Raw genomic sequence first — 16,728 nt, 5'->3', positions numbered from 1 at the left:
GACGGCTGAAATAGTCTGGCGATCATGATCAGCGAGTTCCTCACCGGCATCCGCTTCCTCGGCCGAGGCTTCGGCTACTGGCGCCGGCGCCCAGGGCTCATGACTCTCGGCCTGCTTCCGGGGCTGATCGCGCTGGTGCTGCTCGCCGCCGCGATCATCCCCTTGCTGCTCTCGCTCGGCACGATCACCACGTGGATCACCCCGTTCGCCGATGGCTGGGAACCCTTCTGGGCTACCGCGCTGCGATCAGCCCTGGGAGTCGTGATCGCGATCGGGGCGCTGGTGCTCGCGAGCGTGTTGTTCACCGCGCTGACCCTGCTGATCGGCGACCCGTTCTATCAGCGCATCTGGCGCTCGGTCGAGAACGACCTCGGCGGCGAAGTGCCAGAAGGCGACGGAGGGCTGAGAGTCGCTGTCGCCGAGAGCATCAGGCTCGTGGCACTCGGCGCACTCGTCGCCCTGCTCGCCCTGGTGATCGGGTTCATCCCCCTCGTCGGCGCCGTGCTCGCGACGGTCACGAGCATCCTGCTCACCGGGCGCCTGCTCGCGCGGGAGCTCACCGGCCGGGCGCTCAACGCGCGTGACATCGCGAGCCACGACCGCACGCGACTGTTCGCCGGGCGCCGCTCGCGCCTGCTCGGCTTCGGCGTCGCCACGCAGCTCTGCTTCATGGTGCCCCTCGGTGCTGTGTTCATCATGCCGACGGCGGTCGCGGGCGCGACGCTGCTCGCACGCGACCTGCTGACCGGATCGACGACGCAGGTGCCCCGCCGTGCCTGAGGGAGACACCGTCTTCCAGACCACGCGACGTCTTCACGAGGCGCTCGCCGGTCACGAGGTGACGCGCTTCGACCTGCGGGTGCCCCGCGCCGCCACCGTCGATCTCACCGGACAGGCCGTGCACGAGGTTGTGCCACGCGGCAAGCATGTGCTGATGCGGATCGGCGCGCACACGCTTCATTCCCATCTACGCATGGAAGGCGCGTGGCGTGTGTACCGACCCGGGGAGAGGTGGCGGCATCCGGCGTTCAAGGTTCGTGCCATCGTCGGCACCGCGAGCCGTGAGGCGGTGGGCATCGATCTGGCCGAGGTGAAGGTCGTCGCCACTCGCGACGAGCACGAACTGGTCGGTCACCTCGGCCCTGACCCGCTGGCTGAGGACTGGGATGCGGCGGAGGCCGTGCGGCGGCTGAGCGACGACAGCCGCAGCATCCATGTAGCTCTCCTCGACCAGCGCAACGTCGCAGGGTTCGGCAACGAGTACGCCGCCGAGTTGCTGTTCCTGCGCGGGATCCTGCCCGAGACGCCCACGCCTCAGGTCGATGTCGCCGCCCTGCTCGAGCTCGGCGTGCGCACCATCCGCGCCAATCGCGACCGGGTTCACCGTACCTTCACCGGCGACGCCAGACGCGGATTCACCGACTGGGTGTACGGCCGTGCCGGCCGGCCGTGCCGCCGCTGCGGCACGCTTATACGGAGGGGCGCGCTCGGCGCCGATCCGACGCGCGAGCGCGTCACATTCTGGTGCCCGAACTGCCAGCGCTGACCACCCCTCATCGCACAGCATCCCTGATGGGGAATGAAATCCCCGCTGCCGTGGTTGTAGCTATATCCGGAACACCCCGGACACGGGAGGAAACGTGGGCAAGAACTACATCGACATCGAGGACGACCAGGGCGCGACGCTGCGGTACCGCAAGCACGCGAACGGTCGAGGCCTCGTCGCGCACGGCGCGAAGGTGCACCCGAGAGCACTCATCGAGGCCGGGGCCTATGTCGAACCGGGAGCGCGCGTCGGAGCCGGCGCGCGCATCGCCCGAGGCGCGTGGGTGGAGCCGGATGCCGTGATCGGCGAGAACGCCCGAGTGGAAGCGCACGCGCACATCGGACAGGGCGCCGCCGTCGGAGAAGGCGCGCAGATCGGCGTGCGGACCGAGATCGGTGCGGGTGCCAGGATCGCACGCGGAGCGCGCATCGGCGATGACGAGACCGTCGCGGCCGGGCTGCGGATCGCCACCGACCGGAAGGGTCTCTGGCTCGCCGCCTGATCCGGCATCTCCACCGGCGGGGCGTGCCCGCGTGCCGCGGCTCGACATGCACGCGCCGCTCGCTCTAAAAGAAGTTAGACTCTGCGATAGAAGCCCCGAGTCGAGGCTCACACTTCCAGAGGTCATGATGGACATCGCCGCACGCGCATCGAGCATCGGCAGTCTCGCCGACGAGACGCGCCGAGCGCTCTACGAGTACGTCGTCGCACAGCCGGATGCCGTGGGGCGCGAGGCAGCGGCCGACGCCGTAGGCGTGCCCGTCCACATGGCGCGCTTTCATCTCGACAAGCTCGTCGAAGCGGGATTGCTCGCGACCGAGTTCCGCCGCCTCACCGGCCGCTCGGGACCGGGGGCAGGTCGCCCGTCGAAGCTCTATCGGCGCACCGAAGCCACGGTCTCCGTATCTCTGCCCGAGCGCCGCTACGACCTCGTCGGCCATCTGCTCGCCCTCGCGATCGAGCGCGCAGGCGAGGGCGTCGCGCCCGAGGCCGCCCTGCAGAAGGTGGCACACGACGAAGGGCTGCGCACGGCCGCATCCGTCGACGTCGCGCCCGGCCTCGACGAACTGTCGCGTGCCGCCGACGCCCTCGCCGGCCACGGATTCGAACCCCGCTCCGAGGATGCCGCACTCGTCTTGGCGAACTGCCCGTTCGACAGCCTGGCCCGCGAGCACACGGCCGTGGTCTGCGCGGCCAACCACGCCTTCGTCGGCGGTCTGCTCGACGGGCTCGGGTGCGAGCATCTGACCGCACACGCCGAGCCGCACGACGGCCGCTGCTGCGTCACCGTCCGCCAGGCGGACTGACCGCCCCACTGCACCCCCGCTTCGCCGCGTCCGGCGCATCCGCCGCATCCGTCGCACCCGAGAACAGGCCCTTCGCCCAGAACAGGACGGATGCAGCGAAACCGTCCTGTTGCCGGCAACGATCCTGTTCCGGGTGAAGACTCACGGCGACGGCCCGCCACACCCACAGTGTTGCGGTGAGCCGAGGCCGGCACGCCCGCCGGACATCCGTCGCACCCGAGAACAGGCCCTTCGCCCAGAACAGGACGGATGCAGCGAAACCGTCCTGTTCCCGGCGACGACCCTGTCCCGGGTGAAGACTCACGGCGACGGCCCGCCACACCCACAGTGTTGCGGTGAGCCGAGGCCGGCACGCCCGCCGGACATCCGTCGCACCCGAGAACAGGCCCTTCGCCCAGAACAGGACGGATACAGCGAAACCGTCCTGTTGCCGGCAACGACCCTGTCCCGGGCGAGACCAACGGCATCCGCGCACACCGCCCGGGCTACGCTGTTGCGGTGAGCAGAGACCGGCGCCGCCCCGCACGACCCCGCCCCGGCAAGCCCGCAGCCAAGAAGCCGGCGCCGAAGCGAGCTCCGAGCAAGTCGGCGCCGCAGCCTCTGCAGAAGAGCGCGCAGCCGCCATCTTCCGAGGGGCCGCGCAGGTTCCGCCTCGGCGTGATCCCCGGTGCGACGCCGGGCAAGTGGGTGGATGCGTGGAAGGAGCGGATGCCTCGTGTCGAGATCGAGCTCGTTCCCATCTCCGTCGCCGAGCAGCGCGACGTGTTCGGCGATCTCGACGCCGCACTGGTGCGCCTGCCCATCGATCGTCCCGACGACCTTCACCTGATCCGGCTTTACGACGAGGTGCCCGTGGTGGTGGCCTCGGCCGAATCACACCTGATGGCCGCCGACCGGCTCACCGCCGACGACCTCACGGGCGAGGTGCTCATCACCCCTCTCGACGACGTGCTCGGTCCGCTCGCACTGCCGACGGTCGCACCGCGCTTCCCCGCCATCCAGACGACAGAGGAGGCCGTGGCTACCGTCGCCTCGGGCGTGGGCATCCTCGTGGTGCCGATGTCACTCGCGCGCCTGCACCGCCGCAAGGACGTCGACCACCGGCCGCTCGAGAGCGGGCCGGTCTCCACTGTCGCACTCGCCTGGGATCGCGAGCGCACGACCGCCGACGTCGAGGCCTTCGTCGGCATCGTCCGGGGTCGCACCGCGAACTCCTCCCGCTGAGACGCGAGAGGGCGGGAGCAACCGCTCCCGCCCCCTCGCGTCAGCTCACGCCGCGGCGACGACGCCGATCGCGGCGGTGACGCGCAGCTCGCCGTCCGAGGCGTCGAGCACGACTCGCCCTCCATCGCCCAGCTCGCCGGAGACGAACAGGTCCGCGATGCGATCGTCGACCTCGCGCTGGATGAGCCTGCGCAGGGGACGCGCGCCGTACTCGGGCTCGTAGCCGTGCTCGCCGAGCCAGGCCACGGCGGCATCCGTCACCTCGAACGAGATGTCGCGGTCTCCGAGGCGGCGAGATGTGGCCTGCAGCATGAGCCTCACGATGCGACCCAGCTCATCGCGGCTGAGCTTCTGGAACAGCACGATCTCGTCGATGCGGTTGAGGAACTCAGGCCGCATGGCCTCTCGCAGCTTGCCCATGACGCGAGCGCGCAGATCATCGGCAGACGCGAACCCGTTCGCCGATGCGTCCTGAGATGCGACGAACCCGAGCGCTCCCGACCGCGAGGCCAGGAATTCAGATCCGATGTTCGATGTCATCACGATCACCGTGTTGCGGAAATCGACCGTGCGCCCCTGCCCATCGGTGAGGCGCCCGTCATCGAGCACCTGCAGCAGCAGGTTGAACACGTCGGGGTGCGCTTTCTCGATCTCGTCGAAGAGCACGATCGAGTACGGGTTGCGCCGCACTCGCTCGGTGAGCTGACCGGCCTCGTCGTAGCCGACGTATCCGGGAGGGGCACCGACCAGACGCGACACGGTGTGCCGCTCGCCGAACTCGCTCATGTCGAAGCGGATCACGGCGTTCTCGTCGTCGAACAGGCGGTCCGCCAGGGCCCTGGCCAGCTCGGTCTTTCCGACACCGGTCGGCCCGAGGAACAGGAACGAGCCGACCGGCCTGCGGGCATCGCCCATTCCTGTGCGGCTGCGCCGCACGGCTCGGGCCACCGCCGCGACCGCGTCCTCCTGGCCGATGACCCTGGCGTGCAGGTCGGCCTCGAGGTCGTGCAGGCGCTCGCGTTCGGTCTCGGTCAGGCGGCTCACCGGGATGCCGGTCGCACGCGAGATCACGGCGGCGATCTCCGCCTCATCGACGACGGCGTCGCCGGGCGCGGCGCCGGCCGCGAGACCGGACCCGGCCTCGTCGATCCGGCGCTGCACCTGGCCGATCTCGTCGCGGATGCGCGAAGCCTCCTCGTAGAGCTCGGCGCTCACGGCGGCGTTCTTCTCGGCCTCCAGTTCTGCGAGCCTCGCCATCAGAGCCGAGACGTCCGTTACGGCGCCGAGCCGCAGGCGCAGTCGAGCTCCCGCCTGATCGATCAGATCGATGGCCTTGTCGGGCAGCACGCGGTCAGGCAGGTAGCGCGCACTCAGCTCGACGGCGGCGCGGATCGCCTCGTCGGTGTAGGTCACGGCGTGGTGCTCCTGATAGGCCGGCTTGAGCCCCTCGAGGATGCGCACGGCGTCTTCGATCGAGGGCTCACCGACCTTCACCGGCTGGAATCGGCGCTCGAGCGCCGGGTCCTTCTCGATGCGGCGGTACTCGCTGAGAGTGGTCGCGCCGACGAGGTGCAATTCGCCGCGGGCCAGACGCGGCTTGAGGATGTTGCCCGCATCCATGCCGCCCTCGCCCGAGCCGCCCGCACCGACGACGGTGTGCAGCTCATCGAGGAACACGATGACCTCGCCCTTGTGCTGGGCGATCTCGTCCATGGTCTTGGTGAGCCGCTCTTCGAAGTCGCCGCGGTAGCGCGTGCCGGAGAGCATCCCAGGCAGGTCGAGTGCCACGACTCGGCGGTCCTTCAGCTGAGCCGGCACGGCGCCCTCGACGATCGCCGTGGCCAGGCCCTCGGCGATCGCGGTCTTGCCGACGCCCGCCTCACCGATCAGCACCGGGTTGTTCTTGGTCCGACGGCTCAGAATCTCGATGGTCTGCTCGATCTCCGTCGCCCGGCCGATGACCGGGTCGAGTTCACCGGCGCGGGCGCGGGCGGTGAGGTCGAGCCCGTACTGATCGAGCATGGGCGTCTCGGAGGCGCCCGCCGCGGTATCCGCCTCGGCGTCGACTCCGGCGGGCACCGGCTCCCGAAGGCTCTGCGTGAGCGCTTCTGCCGTGACGCCCGCACGGGCGAGGATCTGCCCGGCCGGCACGTCCTGTCCGAGCACGAGTGCGAAGAACAGGTGCTCCGGCTCGATGTAGGTCGCCCCGGACGAGCGCGCCACCTGGTACGAGTGGAACAGCGCGCGGCTCGCGCTCGGGGTGATGGTGGCTGCGCCCTGACGCGCCGCTGTCCCCGGCATCGGCAGGCGCGCGTCAACGGCGTCGATGATGGTCTGCGGCTTCACGCCGAGGTGCTCGATCGCCTCGGCTACGGCGTCGTCCTCGACGATCAGGCGCAGTACGTGCAGTGCGTCGAGCTCGGTCTGACCGCGCTCCAGCGCGAAACGACCGGCACGCTGCAGGATCTGCTGGGTGCGCGTGGTGAGGAACCTGCTGAGGTCGATGGATCGCGCCTGCCGGGCCTGCTCACCTGCGAGGTAACGGGCCAGGAACTCGTCGAACGAGCCCGCTCCCGCCTCGTTGAAGTCGTTGGGCATTTCGTTTCCTCTCAAACTTGAGCGTACTTCTATCAAGTTCAACGTCACATGATGACTCGTATTCCCGGCCCAGGTCAAGCCGGCCGAATAGACTCCCCTCATGTCCTCGGTGCTGTACGTGTGCGCTCGCCCCGAGCGGAGCGCGGCCGATGCCGAGCACCGCTCGTTCCGGCGCGATCTCGGGCTCGAGAGTCTCGATCGCATCGATCTGCTGCACGCCTCACTCGAGACGGTCGAGTGGCAGCGGTACGACGGCTTCGTGATCGGCGGTTCCCCGTTCAACGTGACCGAGACCGTCAAGAGCGAGGCGCAGCTCGTCGTCGAGCACGACCTGGAGCGGATCGCGGCGCGCGCTCTGGCCGGCGAGGCGACGGCGCTGTTCACCTGCTACGGAATCGGCATCGTCACTCGGATGCTGGGTGGCGCGGTGACCATGGATCATCCCGAACGGGTGCAGGCCGCGACGATCGCGATCACCGCCGAGGGACGGAGCGACCCCCTCTTCGGCCCGAATGCGCCTGCCATGTCGGTGTTCACCGCACACAAGGAGTCTGCGGCCGAGACCCCTCCGGGCGCCGTGCTGCTCGCCACGAACGACACCTGCCCCGTGCAGGCGTACCGGGTGGGCGATCACCTCTACGCCACCCAGTTCCATCCCGAGGCGTCGCCGCAGGATTTCGCCGACCGCATGGCCGTGTACCGTGCATCCGGCTACTTCGACCCGAGCGAGTACGCCGCCACCGAGTCGATGGTGCTGTCGGCGTCCGTCGACGGGGCCGACCTGCTCGGGCGCTTTCCTGCGCTGCTTTCCCCGTGACTCACGCCCCCAGCAGGGCGATCCGCTCCTCGAGGTAGCCGGCGAGCGGCACCAGCGCGCCGCCGACTGCCCAGCGGATGCGCGGCACGTCGTCGACGAGCGCGAGCGGACCGGATGCTCCGCCGGCATCCACCGCCTCGACGTCGATCTCCTGCCAGCCGACGTGCACGACCTCACCCTCGTCGAATCCACCACGGCGCGCGAGGGCGCGACGCGCGGCACGCTCTCGCGAGGACTCCGCCGCGTAACCGCGGCGCACCTCCTCTGCCGCCCGCAGGATCTCACCCGTCGCCAGCGCACCGTCGTCGGTCAGCAGCAGCACTCCCAGGTGCCAGGCCTCCCCCGCCCTGGTGATGCGGTCGGCGCGCCACCGCGACGTGCGCAGCACGCCGAGCGCTACCCGCGGCGTGCCTGCGAGGCGGCGCCGTGCGCCGTCGAGCAGGGCTGCGGTCGTGGTCACCCTCCCAGGGTAACGATTCGTCCGCACCGGCCGGATGCGGGCAGAATCGATGCACACCGTTCAAGGAGCACCCATGTCTCAGACCGACACCGCACGCCTTCTCGTCGCCTGCGATGACCAGCCGGGAATCGTGGCGGCGGTCGCGGGAGCACTGGCTGCGCATGGCGCGAACATCATCTCGCTCGACCAGCACTCCACGGATTCGGAGGGCGGCCGCTTCTTCCAGCGCACAGTCATCCATCTCGACGGGCTCGCCGCGCGTCGCCCTGCACTAGAAGCGTCGATCGCCGAGGTCGCCGAGCGGTTCGAGATGGAGTGGTCGCTGCACGACGCATCGCGCCGCAAGCGCGTGGCGATCTTCGTCTCGAAGTACGACCACTGCCTGCTGGAGCTGCTCTGGCGCACCCAGCGCGGCGAGCTCGACATCGACGTCACGATGGTCGTCTCTAACCACCCCGACCTCGCGGAATCGGTCCGCTCGTTCGGCGTGCCGTTCGTGCACACGCCGCGCGGCACGGGCGACGACGCCAAGGCCGAGATGGAGCGGCGACAGCTGGAGCTGCTGCAGGGGAACGTCGACCTCGTCGTGCTCGCCCGCTACATGCAGATCCTCACCGACGGGTTCATCACCGGGCTCGGCGCGCCGGTCATCAACATCCACCACTCGTTCCTGCCCGCGTTCATCGGAGCCAATCCGTACGCGCGCGCGAAGGACCGCGGTGTGAAGCTGATCGGCGCGACGGCGCACTACGCGACCGCCGATCTCGACGAGGGGCCGATCATCGAGCAGGATGTCACCCGCGTCACGCACGCCGAATCGGCGGCTGAGCTGCAGCGGCGCGGCGCCGACGTCGAGCGCTACGTGCTCGCCCGCGCCGTGAAATGGCACGCCGAGGACCGAGTCATCGTGCACGGTCGCTCGACCGTCATCCTGTAGGGCTCTGTCACGCGGGAACGCCGGCGAGCAGTTCCTCGAAGACGTCGGCGGCGGCATCCCATCGAGCGAGCGGAGCGGACTGCCCCAGCCAGAGCGACTGCAGATCCCCCAGGCCGCGCTGCCCCGCTTCAGCGCGGAAGCGCCCGGTGAGCCAGTTCTGCGCGGGGAACGGAGCTATCGCGCCCGATTCCTCGATGGCGGTCACTGCCCTGTTGCGAGCCCCGCGCGCCAGCCTTCCGCTCATCGCCCGGGTGAGCACACTCTCATCCGCTGCGGTCTCACGGATCGCGGCGCGATGCACGTCGTTCGCGGCGGACTCGGCGGTCGCCAGGAACGACGTGCCCACCTGCACCCCGGCGGCTCCCAGCGCGAACGCGGCGGCGACGCCGCGACGGTCGGCGATGCCGCCGGCCGCGATGACGGGGATGTCAACCGCATCCGCCACTTGCGGCAGCAGCGAGAACAGCCCGACCAGTGAATCGGATGTCGGCTTCAGGAACGACACGCGGTGCCCGGCCGCCTCAGCGCCCGTGGCGACGATCGCGTCCACTCCTCCCGCCTCGAGCGCGACGGCTTCGGCTACTGTCGTCGCCGTTCCGACGACCCTGATATCGCGACGATGCGCCTCCTCGACGATCGATCGCGACGGCACGCCGAAGACGACGCTGAGCACCGCGGGTGCGGCCTGCCAGATCGCCCCGAGCTGCTCGTCGAGCGACGGCAGGTAGCGATCGGGACGCGCCGGCGGTTGGATCCCGACCTCGCTGAAGAACGGGGCGAGCGCCGTGGCGTAGTCGTCGTGCTCGGGCCCGGGTCGAACCTCGTCGCCCGAGGGCAGCCAGATGTTCAGGGCGAACGGGGCGGAAGTCGCCTGCCGCAGCTCGGCGACGGTCGACCGGATCCGCTCGGCGTCGTAGCCGTAGAGGCCGAAGGAGCCCAGTCCTCCGGCTTCGCTCACCGAGGCGGTGAGCGCGATGGAGGAGAGTCCGCCGAACGGCCCGAGGACGATCGGATGCCGGATGCCGAGTACGTCGCGGAGATCGTTCATGTTTCGAGACTATGCCCGCTTCTTCCGCCCGTCGCGACATGGGTCACCCCCGCCGCCGGTCGTCGACGGGGGAGGGTGCCGACGATGGCGACGGGGGTGGAGTACGCCCCGCCGAGGATCAGAGTGGGGGCAGGTGGCGGATCGCCACGGGAGGACGCGAGCGGTCGGACGCAGCGGCAACGGCTTCGTCGAGGGCATCCAGCAGCTGCGCCATGTCACGGAAGCGAGAGCGGCGAGGGCACGGCGTGCGCAGCCAGAGAACATCGAGCGTTCCTGTGCTGTTGCGCTCGACGTACGCGATCAGGCAGTCGGCGTCGCCCTGCTTGCGGGCGCGATCGCACACCCGCCAATTGTCGCGCCCGAGCGGAGTGATCTCCCAGTCCCCGTGCGGGGCGGGCGATCTCGGTACGTCGGAAAGTGCGGTGCTCATAGTGCCTTGCCTCCTGTCACAGCGATGACGCTGCCCGATGTGTAAGACGATTCCTCGGCGGCCAGGTACACGTAGGCGCCGGCGAGTTCTGCTGGCTGCCCCGCCCTGCCCAGCGGAGTATCCGCGCCGAAGCTCTCGAGCTTGCTGGCGTCCCAGCCGGTGGCGGGGATGAGCGGCGTCCAGATCGGCCCGGGTGCGACGGCGTTCACGCGGATGCCGCGTTCGCCCGCCTCGGTGGCCAGCGCCTTGACGAAGGCGACCTGGGCGGCCTTGGTCATCGCATAGTCGATGAGCCCCGGCGACGGGTTGTACGCCTGGATGGAGGCGGTGACGATGATGCTGGCGCCCGGCGGGAGGTCGGGGTACGCCGCACGGGCGGTGAAGATGGTGCCTGCGAGGTTGGTGTCGAACACGCGTCGCATGTCCTCGGTGGCGAGTGAGCCGAAGCCGTCGATGTCGTGCTGGTAGGCGGCGTTCAGCACGAGGACGTCCAGCCCGCCGAGCTCTTCTCGCGCTCTGCGAACGGCGTCCGTCGCGAAGCTCTCCTCGCGCAGGTCGCCGGGGATGCTCACGCCGGTGCGCCCTGCCTCCCGGATGGCCCGCACGGTGGAGTCGCCGTCCTCCTGCTCCTCGGGCATGTGCACGATCGCGACGTCGGCCCCTTCGCGTGCGAAGGCGATCGCGACCGCTCGTCCGATACCGGAGTCGCCACCCGTGATCAGCGCCTTCCTGCCGCGGAGGCGATCGTGGCCGGTATACGTCTCCTCACCGTGATCCGGTGTGGGCCGCGTCTCGTCGGTATGACCGGGCTGCTCCTGCTGCTGGGGAGGGAAGGCATCGTCGTGGTGCTCGTGGCGGGGATCGGACGTGGTCTCAGTCATCGTGCGCCTCTCTTCAGATGTCGAGTCAGTATCGAACAGGAACCGGTCAACACAGCATCCGCTCGGCGCCCGTCAGGAACCAGGGGGTTGACAGTCAGAGCGCCGGACGGCATGTGCGCACCGGATGACGACGACCGACCGGTTATCCCGTGGCGCGAACGCTGTCAACGGGTGTGCCGACGAGACGCTCCGCGCGCATGCTGGTCGCACGCCCATGAGAGGAGCGCACGATGAGCGATGCCGCAGGTGTCCCCGACGACGCCGAGGACATGCCGAAGCAGGATTCAGCGATCGTCGGCCGACCCGACCTTCAGCCGGACACCCAGGACGACGTCCCGCTCGAAGCCGAGCTGGGGGACGACGGCCAGGGCGATCTCGCGGAGGGCGATGCGCGACAGCATTCCGGCGACGCTCCGGAGGACCTGCGCACCGAGGCGCCGTCCGGCGAGGTCCACGAGGACCGGTCATGAGCGGCATCGGCGACCAGGGCATGATGCCCCGGCACGTGCAGCCGCAGGAGTCCGATGACGACACGATGGACGAGCGCGTCACGTCTCCCCCGGATGCCGAGGATCCCGCCGCCGCGACCGGCAGAGCGGACGACGTACCGCACCGCGACGGTGCGGGCTCGCGCGAGCAGGACGAGGTCGACGAGGTGCTCGCCGGCATCTCGGACGATGAGAGGGCCGACGCCGAGCGGCTCGCGCGCAACGACCGCCGCGGTCAGGCCGCCGACGACGACAGCCGCAGCCAGCGGAACCCGTAGCCGTCCAGACGCTGCTCCGAGTGCTCGCCCTGCGGGGCGCTGCCCCTCGACTCGATCAGCACCGTGGCGGACTGCCCGTCGCTCAGATCGGGCAGGATCACCGTCAGCGGCTCGGGCGAGAAGTTGTGCAGTCCGATGAAGCTGGAGCCTTCGGATGCCGCCTCGTGCACGAGCACTCGCGAGTCGCCGCCGTCCAGCACGCGCAACCTGCCCCACGAGATCTCCGGGGTGGATCGATAGCGCGAGGCGAGCGTGGAGATGAACGACCAGAGCGATTCGGGGTCACGGCGCTGGTCGTGCACGTTCACGTGCTCGGGGCCGTACCCCTCGACGGGACCGGGGCGGTTCAGGCGACTGCGCTGAGCGGTCGTGAAACCGCCATGGCGCCCCGCATCCCACTGCATGGGCCCTCGGACGGCACCGCGGCCGATATCGCCGTCGAGTTCGCCCATGCCGATCTCCTCACCGTAGAAGAGCATCGGGGAGCCCGGCAGCGAGAACAGCAGGCTGTACGCCAGGCGCAGCCGGCGGGGATCGTCGCCGAGCATGGGTGCGAGCCTGCGCACGATGCCGCGACCGTAGACGCGCTGGTGCTCCTCGGGAGCGAAGGCCTCGAACACCTCCTCGCGCTCCTCGTCGGCGAGCAGCGCCAGCGACAGCTCGTCGTGGTTGCGCAGGAACATGGCCCACCCCTGCCTGACGTCGACCTCGGGCCGTGCTGAGAGCGCCCGGGCGAGCGGCTCGGCGTCTCGCCTGGCGAGAGCCAGGAACACCGTCTCGGCCGTCACGAAGTCGAACTGCAGGTCGAGCTGCGTGGCGTCTCCGCCGAAGTATTCGACCTGCTGTTCGTGTGCCAGGCCGACCTCGCCCAGGAGCAGCGCCGAACCTTCGCGCCGTCCGACGAACCGTCGCAGTTCGCGCAGGAAGGAGTGCGGATCCTGGGCATCGGGAGTGCCCTCGCCCGAGATCAGGAACGGCACAGCGTCGACGCGGAAGCCATCCACGCCGAGCTTCAGCCAGAACCCGACGATGCGGGCGATCTCGGCTCGCACCTGCGGGTTCGCGAGATTCAGATCGGGCTGATGGCGATAGAAGCTGTGCTGGAAGTACTGGCCGGTGCGTTCGTCCAGTTCCCAGACGCTGGTCTCCTCACCGGGGAAGACGAGCTTCTGCTTCTTGCGCGGCGGCCGGTCGCGCCACACGTAGTAGTCACGGAACGGCGAGTCGCGGGAGCGACGCGCGGCCCGGAACCACGGATGTCGGTCGGAGGTGTGGTTCACAACCAGATCCATCACCACCCGGATGCCGCGGTCTTGGGCGATGCGGATCGTCTCGGCGACCCGGCCGAGATCGCCGAGGCGGGGGTCGACGCTGTAGAAGTCGGAGATGTCGTATCCGTCATCGCGGTCGGGCGTGGACTGGAACGGCATCAGCCAGATGCAGGTGACGCCGAGTGCGTCGAGGTCGTCGATGCGCCTGGCGAGACCGGCGAAGTCGCCGTAGCCGTCTCCGTCCGAGTCCTGGAAGGTCTCGACGTCGAGGCAGTAGATGACCGCGGTGCGCCACCACAGATCGCTAGTGTCCGCCGGGTTCACAGCAGCCTCCGCAGTGCCGGGAGCAGTTCAGACTCGCACCGTTCCAGGAAAGCCGGCTGATCGAGCCCGACCTGGTGCAGGAACACGGCGTCGAAACCCGACGCGACCGTCGCGATCCGCTCGGCGACCTCATCCGTCTCGGATCCGACGATCACCGCAGCGCGCAGCTTCTCGTCGGTGGGATCGGCATGGGATTCGAAGGCCTCGGGACTGTCGAGATCCCACATCAGCTCGGGCGGCACCGTGGCCTGCGCCCACTGAGTGCGTGCCGCGTCCAGCGCCTGCTCCTCGGTCGGTTCGAGGCTGATGTGAAGCTGAAGCAGTGTGCGGCCGCGGCCACCGGCGTCGACGTAGGCGTCGCGGCTCTCGCGCACGCTCGCAGCGTCGGCGCCGACGGTGATCAGGCCATCTGCCCACGGTGCGACCATGGCCGCCGTGTGCGGGCTGATCGCAGCCGCGAGCAGTGGTGGCGGGGACGAGGGCAGGCTCCACAGGCGTGCCCGATGCATGCGTACGGGCGGGTCCGAGTCGACCTCCTCGCCCTCCAGCAGTCTCCGCATCGCGGTGGCCGATGCGAGCAGACGGGCGTCGCGGTCGTCCTTGGGCGGCCATGTGTCACCGGTCACGTGCTCGTTCAGCGCCTCGCCGCTGCCCAGGGCCGCCCACGCACGACCGGGGAACATCTCCTCGAGAGTCGCGAGCGCCTGGGCTAGGACCGCCGGGTGATAGCGCTGTCCCGGCGCCGTGACCAGACCGATCGGCAGATCGGTGCGCGCGAGGGCGGCACCGAGCCACGACCATGCGTAACCGGACTCTCCCTGCGCCGTGAGCCACGGGGCCAAGTGATCCGAGCACATGGCCTCGTCGAACCCGACCTGTTCGGCACGGATGACGTCACGCAGCAGCTTGCTCGGCGCGTGCTGCTCGTGGGAGGCGTGGAATCCGATCCGGGTCACCGTGGACCACCTCGTCGGCCGACTCAGGGACGCAGACCGGGATCGCCGCCCGCGACCGTGCCGCGGCCTTCGCCCTCGATGTTCTCCTTGAAGCGGCGCAGATCCTCCTCCACCGCTCCCTGATCGAGGTGCAGCACGGCACCCGCCTTCTCGATGAACGACTTCGGCGCCCAGCCGAGCTCGACCGAGACGCGGGTGCGCTGCGCGTCGAGCGCGACGAAGCGCACCGTACCCGAATGCATCTCCTCAGCGACGCTCACCCATGAGATCCGCTCGTCGGGGACCAGCTCCGTGGTTCTGGCGTCGAACTCGCGTCGCACGCCTGCCACCCGCACCGTCCAGTGAGTCAGGTCGTCACCGGTACGGCGAACCTCTTCGACCATCGACATGAACGAGGGGAGCTCCTCCAGACGCGCCCACTGTTCGTACACGCGACGCACGGGAGCGTCGACTTCGATCTCGGCCGTGACCTTCTCCATGTCATCATTCCTCTCGTCGACTTCGACGCTACGAGTCCGTCGCCGGTCGCGCGCGGGGGTTGACGCCGCGCGGCAGGGTGACGTAGCGGCTGCACGCCTCCGAGAGTGCGGGAGAGATTCTGACGACGGGCGCGATCAGGCGACGGTCGGGGCTGCGTTGACGTCGTCGGCCTGCGGCTCCTCGGCCGGTTCCGGAACGAGGTGCAGCCCGGCGGGCGAGTTCGCGGTGAAGGCGAGCGCCTCGATCCACGCCCGATTGATCGCCGGCTTCCGGCTGCCGTAGTACTTGAACACGAGCGAACTGGCCGAGTGCAGCCACACCGTGGTGCGACCGCCGCCCACGCTCGGGTCCTCACGCCAGCTGAACGGGAACGGCTCTCCACGGCGCAGCTTCGCGGTGATGACGAGCTGCAGATGCGTCAGGGCACGGTCCTCGACCTCGGTCTTGACCGTGCCGTCGTAGATGAACTTGCCCATGGATGCCCAACCTCTGCTCGTCGTTCGCCACCGCAGTCGGCGAGTTTCTTGGATTACCGACCCCCGCCCGGCTAGCTTATCGGCATGGGCTTGCTTTACTACGGCGGGAGCCGCGATCCGATAATGGTCGAGGATCGTGCACTCGCTCACCTCAAGGTGGTGGTGGCCACGAAGCTGCGACGCAACGAGAGCTTCACCCTCTCCTGGCAGCACCCCGATGGCGCCGAACCGGGGCGCACCACGATCTGGCTGCACCCGTCCATCCCCCTCCGCTTCGTCTTCGACGAGCCGGAGCCGCCCGAACTCAGCGCCGAATGGATCACCGCGATGGCGCACTCCGCGAACACCAGCGGCGGAATCATGCTCCTACCGGAGCAGGTCGAGAACGAGGAGTGAATCGGCGCCGCTGAAGACGTCACTGAGACTCTTCTGCCGACTCGGTGTGAGGGGCGCCGACCGGCTTCGCTTCGGCCGACGACCGCTGTCGCAGGAAGATCGAGAAGGCGACCATCGTGCCGACGGCCAGGAACTCACTCTGCCAGTTCTGCAGGGTGCGATCCCAGAACTCGGGCGAGACGACGTACTCGCCCCAGGTCACCGGCGCTGTGCCGTGCTCGGCGTTCTCCTGATTCATCACCACGGTGCCACTGAGTGATTGCATCAGCCATGACAGCGCGAAGATGGCGCCCATCACGATGACCAGCGAGTTCTCGTACACGACACGGCGCCAGCCGCTGACGCGGGCCCACTTCGGAGCATCCGCAGGGGCGTGACGACCGACCTTCTGATCCTCGTCGGTGCCGACCCCCTCGTCGCCGGGTTTCTTCGACTCGGGGGAGCCGCGCTGAACGAGCCACACGGTCGCCGCGATGAACAGCAGGAACTGCAGGAACTCCGATTGCCAGTTCTCTGCGACGTCCACGATGAAGTCGCTGGAGAATACGAACGACAGATAACCCTGCTCCGGCATGCCGTGCTGAGCGAGTTCCTCGTTGTTACGCAGGAATCCGGCGATCGATTGGCCGATCAGCGCGAGCACGAAGATGACGAAGAAGAACAGACTGAGCGCGTTGTCGCGCAACGATCGCGGAAAGCGCACGATGCTCATCGCCCTGCCATGAGCACGATCGCCATCGCGACGAAACCGGCCAGCAACGTGCCCATCCACATCCAGAAGATCGTCCTGGCTCCGATCGGCTCCTGTTCA

Annotated in this window: 20 protein-coding genes; 10 read left to right on the top strand and 10 right to left on the bottom strand. The window is 69.1% G+C overall.

Annotation, left to right across the window (positions count from 1 at the left end; all coding sequences use genetic code 11):
• The first annotated feature begins 24 nt into the window (after window positions 1–24).
• The 5 genes from RIN43_RS07975 to RIN43_RS07955 all read left to right on the top strand — a co-directional run bounded on the left by RIN43_RS07975 (window position 25) and on the right by RIN43_RS07955 (window position 4,077).
• The gene (locus RIN43_RS07975) at window positions 25–780 is read left to right on the top strand and encodes an EI24 domain-containing protein (protein WP_309128370.1); all 756 of its coding nucleotides are present in this window, start codon (window positions 25–27) and stop codon (window positions 778–780) included.
• Window positions 773–1,546 (top strand): DNA-formamidopyrimidine glycosylase family protein, encoded by a 774-nt coding sequence (locus tag RIN43_RS07970; protein WP_309128369.1) that lies wholly within the window; start codon window positions 773–775, stop codon window positions 1,544–1,546. Before RIN43_RS07975 ends, RIN43_RS07970 begins: the two co-directional genes overlap by 8 nt.
• Before the next feature lie 94 nt (window positions 1,547–1,640).
• Window positions 1,641–2,048 carry a transferase gene (locus tag RIN43_RS07965; RefSeq protein WP_309128368.1) on the top strand — a complete coding sequence of 136 codons (408 nt, stop codon included), beginning with the start codon at window positions 1,641–1,643 and terminating at the stop codon, window positions 2,046–2,048.
• Window positions 2,049–2,172: 124 nt separating this feature from the next.
• Window positions 2,173–2,853, top strand: coding sequence for a helix-turn-helix domain-containing protein (locus RIN43_RS07960; RefSeq protein WP_309128367.1), 681 nt, complete (start codon window positions 2,173–2,175; stop codon window positions 2,851–2,853).
• 498 nt (window positions 2,854–3,351) lie between these two features.
• On the top strand, window positions 3,352–4,077 hold the full coding sequence (locus RIN43_RS07955; RefSeq protein WP_309128366.1) for a LysR substrate-binding domain-containing protein: 726 nt from the start codon (window positions 3,352–3,354) through the stop codon (window positions 4,075–4,077).
• A gap of 45 nt (window positions 4,078–4,122) precedes the next feature.
• On the opposite strand, the gene RIN43_RS07950 is transcribed toward RIN43_RS07955, so the two are convergent.
• Entirely contained in the window at window positions 4,123–6,675 is a 2,553-nt protein-coding gene (locus tag RIN43_RS07950) for an ATP-dependent Clp protease ATP-binding subunit (RefSeq protein ID WP_309128365.1), read from the bottom strand.
• 100 nt (window positions 6,676–6,775) lie between these two features.
• On the opposite strand from RIN43_RS07950, the gene RIN43_RS07945 reads away from it, so the two are divergent.
• Window positions 6,776–7,492, top strand: coding sequence for a GMP synthase (locus RIN43_RS07945; RefSeq protein ID WP_309128364.1), 717 nt, complete (start codon window positions 6,776–6,778; stop codon window positions 7,490–7,492).
• A gap of 1 nt (window position 7,493) precedes the next feature.
• Here the strand turns inward: RIN43_RS07945 and RIN43_RS07940 are convergent, their stop codons facing one another.
• Window positions 7,494–7,952 (bottom strand): glutaminase, encoded by a 459-nt coding sequence (locus tag RIN43_RS07940; protein WP_309128363.1) that lies wholly within the window; start codon window positions 7,950–7,952, stop codon window positions 7,494–7,496.
• A 73-nt stretch (window positions 7,953–8,025) separates the two neighbouring features.
• On the opposite strand from RIN43_RS07940, the gene purU reads away from it, so the two are divergent.
• A complete protein-coding gene (purU, locus tag RIN43_RS07935) occupies window positions 8,026–8,889 on the top strand; it encodes a formyltetrahydrofolate deformylase (protein WP_309128362.1) in 864 nt (287 codons plus the stop codon).
• A gap of 7 nt (window positions 8,890–8,896) precedes the next feature.
• Here the strand turns inward: purU and RIN43_RS07930 are convergent, their stop codons facing one another.
• The 3 genes from RIN43_RS07930 to RIN43_RS07920 all read right to left on the bottom strand — a co-directional run bounded on the left by RIN43_RS07930 (window position 8,897) and on the right by RIN43_RS07920 (window position 11,248).
• Window positions 8,897–9,937, bottom strand: coding sequence for a nitronate monooxygenase (locus tag RIN43_RS07930; RefSeq protein ID WP_309128361.1), 1,041 nt, complete (start codon window positions 9,935–9,937; stop codon window positions 8,897–8,899).
• A 118-nt stretch (window positions 9,938–10,055) separates the two neighbouring features.
• On the bottom strand, window positions 10,056–10,367 hold the full coding sequence (locus tag RIN43_RS07925; protein ID WP_309128360.1) for a hypothetical protein: 312 nt from the start codon (window positions 10,365–10,367) through the stop codon (window positions 10,056–10,058).
• Complete coding sequence (locus RIN43_RS07920) at window positions 10,364–11,248, bottom strand: SDR family oxidoreductase (protein ID WP_309128359.1); 885 nt, start codon at window positions 11,246–11,248, stop codon at window positions 10,364–10,366. Before RIN43_RS07920 ends, RIN43_RS07925 begins: the two co-directional genes overlap by 4 nt.
• A 230-nt stretch (window positions 11,249–11,478) precedes the next feature.
• Here RIN43_RS07920 and RIN43_RS07915 point away from each other — a divergent pair, with 230 nt between their 5' ends.
• Together RIN43_RS07915 and RIN43_RS07910 are read left to right on the top strand one after the other, a co-directional pair.
• Window positions 11,479–11,718, top strand: a complete 240-nt coding sequence (locus RIN43_RS07915; RefSeq protein ID WP_309128358.1) for a hypothetical protein — start codon at window positions 11,479–11,481, stop codon at window positions 11,716–11,718.
• Window positions 11,715–12,014: a hypothetical protein gene (locus RIN43_RS07910; protein WP_309128357.1), complete on the top strand. Its 300-nt coding sequence runs from the start codon at window positions 11,715–11,717 to the stop codon at window positions 12,012–12,014. Before RIN43_RS07915 ends, RIN43_RS07910 begins: the two co-directional genes overlap by 4 nt.
• On the opposite strand, the gene RIN43_RS07905 is transcribed toward RIN43_RS07910, so the two are convergent.
• From RIN43_RS07905 to RIN43_RS07890, 4 genes are all read right to left on the bottom strand, one after another.
• Window positions 11,972–13,609 (bottom strand): alpha-amylase family protein, encoded by a 1,638-nt coding sequence (locus RIN43_RS07905; RefSeq protein WP_309128356.1) that lies wholly within the window; start codon window positions 13,607–13,609, stop codon window positions 11,972–11,974. The two genes, RIN43_RS07910 and RIN43_RS07905, sit on opposite strands and share 43 nt — an antisense overlap.
• Window positions 13,606–14,565, bottom strand: a complete 960-nt coding sequence (locus RIN43_RS07900; protein ID WP_309128355.1) for a TIGR03885 family FMN-dependent LLM class oxidoreductase — start codon at window positions 14,563–14,565, stop codon at window positions 13,606–13,608. The genes RIN43_RS07905 and RIN43_RS07900 overlap by 4 nt, the downstream gene beginning before the upstream one ends.
• A gap of 23 nt (window positions 14,566–14,588) precedes the next feature.
• Window positions 14,589–15,044 carry an SRPBCC family protein gene (locus tag RIN43_RS07895; RefSeq protein ID WP_309128354.1) on the bottom strand — a complete coding sequence of 152 codons (456 nt, stop codon included), beginning with the start codon at window positions 15,042–15,044 and terminating at the stop codon, window positions 14,589–14,591.
• Between the two features lie 135 nt (window positions 15,045–15,179).
• Window positions 15,180–15,521, bottom strand: coding sequence for an ATP-dependent DNA ligase (locus RIN43_RS07890; protein ID WP_309128353.1), 342 nt, complete (start codon window positions 15,519–15,521; stop codon window positions 15,180–15,182).
• Window positions 15,522–15,605: 84 nt separating this feature from the next.
• Between RIN43_RS07890 and RIN43_RS07885 the strand changes: the two genes are divergently transcribed.
• Window positions 15,606–15,917 carry a hypothetical protein gene (locus RIN43_RS07885; RefSeq protein WP_309128352.1) on the top strand — a complete coding sequence of 104 codons (312 nt, stop codon included), beginning with the start codon at window positions 15,606–15,608 and terminating at the stop codon, window positions 15,915–15,917.
• A 19-nt stretch (window positions 15,918–15,936) separates the two neighbouring features.
• On the opposite strand, the gene RIN43_RS07880 is transcribed toward RIN43_RS07885, so the two are convergent.
• Entirely contained in the window at window positions 15,937–16,629 is a 693-nt protein-coding gene (locus RIN43_RS07880) for a DUF6766 family protein (protein WP_309128351.1), read from the bottom strand.
• Window positions 16,630–16,728 lie beyond the last annotated feature (99 nt).

The organism is Microbacterium sp., from assembly GCF_031178445.1.
GTDB lineage: Bacteria > Actinomycetota > Actinomycetes > Actinomycetales > Microbacteriaceae > Microbacterium.
Note: the sequence above shows the minus strand (reverse complement) of the source record. Positions and strands in the feature narration are given on the sequence as shown.